Origin of the sequence: Protofrankia sp. CiT1 (genome assembly GCF_917627335.1) — a bacterium.
Lineage (GTDB): Bacteria > Actinomycetota > Actinomycetes > Frankiales > Frankiaceae > Protofrankia.
The window spans coordinates 1-1,437 of the sequence record NZ_CAKJTP010000302.1 but is presented as its reverse complement, the minus strand read 5'-3'; the positions used below and the strand labels follow the sequence as shown (position 1 = coordinate 1,437).

1 protein-coding gene is annotated in these 1,437 nt (G+C 71.3%); it reads left to right on the top strand.

Annotation, left to right across the window (positions count from 1 at the left end):
• Positions 1-123: 123 nt before the first annotated feature.
• On the top strand, positions 124-1,437 hold a 1,314-nt coding region (locus MJ785_RS21870), incomplete at its 3' end, for a transposase (protein WP_239382761.1).

Below are 1,437 nucleotides of genomic sequence, written 5' to 3'. Positions count from 1 at the left end.
GTAAACATTCAGGTGCCTTGTAGATCTTGTTGTGTGTAGGCGACGTCCAGACACGTCTGGATGTTGTGTGAAACAGCGGGTGCCGGTGCGTGCGTCCTGGTCCGGGTGTGGTGACCTGGGTGGGTGGCCGGGGTCGAGGAGCTGTCGCGCGAGGAGCTCGTCTCGCTACTGGTGGCCCAGGCCGGCACGATCGCCGCGCAGAAGGAGACGATCGCCTCCCAGGCCGAGATCGTCGAGGAGTTGCGTCGCCGGGTCGCGGAGTTGGAGCGGCGGCTGTCGCGGAACAGCGGGAATTCGTCGGTGCCGCCGTCGGCCGACGACGCCCTGCCGGGGCGCACGGGGCCGGCGCGGCGGGCGGCGGGGGCGGAGAAAGGCACGCGGGGTAAGCGTAAAGGCGCCGATGGGTCGTCGCTGGCCTGGTCCGAGGACCCCGACGAGACGGTGTCGCACTACCCGCTCGGGGCGTGCGGGTGCGGAGCGGACCTGGGTGGTGCGGCGGAGGTGGGTCTGGCCCGGTCGCACCAGGTCCACGAGGTGCCGCTGGTCACCGTCAGGGTCGTCCAGCATGACCTGTACCGGGTGCGGTGCGGCTGCGGGCGCGAGCACGTCGCCGGGCAGCCCGGCGGGGTGGCCCGCGCGCCGGCCAGCTACGGGCCGAACCTGTTGGCGCTGGTGGTGTACCTGCTGGTCTTCCAGCACGTGCCGGTCGAACGCGCCGCGCTGCTGGTCCGGGACGTGACCGGCGCGGCGCCATCGACGGGGTTCGTGCACGGCGTGCTGGCGCGGGCCGCAGCCGCGGTCGCGGGCACGGTGGAGAGAATCAAGGAGCTGGTGGTCGGGTCGCCGGTGGTCGGGTTCGACGAGACCACCCTGCGGTGTGGGCCGGCGGGGACGAAGAAGTACGTGCTGTCGGCGTCCACCGACCTGTATGTGGTGTTCGGCCTGGGCGGGCGGGATCTGGCCAGTTTCACGGCGTTCGGGGTGCTCGGTGGCTTCGTTGGGACCGCCGTGCACGACCGGTACAACCTGTATGACCACGCCGATTTCGCGCAGGTCGGCGGCCACCAGCTGTGTGTGGCCCATATTCTTCGGGATCTAGAGGATGTGGCCGAGGTCTACCCGGACAGCCACTGGCCCGGCCAGGCGCAGCGGGCGCTGCGAGGGTTGGTCCGGGCTTGGCACACGGCCCGCGACGCCGGCCGGGCGCGGGTGCCGGCCGAGGCGGCTGGTCCGCTGACGGCTGAGTTCCGCGGCGCGGTCCGGGTCGGCTTGTCCGAGGTTCCCCCTGCTGAGGGCCCGGCCGCCACGACCAAGCAGCTGCCCGGCCGCAGCCTGCTGGAATGCCTGCGGGACAGGGAAGACGATGTCCTGCGGTTCTGCTCGGACACCCGAGTCTGGCCGACGAACAACATCAGTGAACGCGACCTGCGGCCCCAG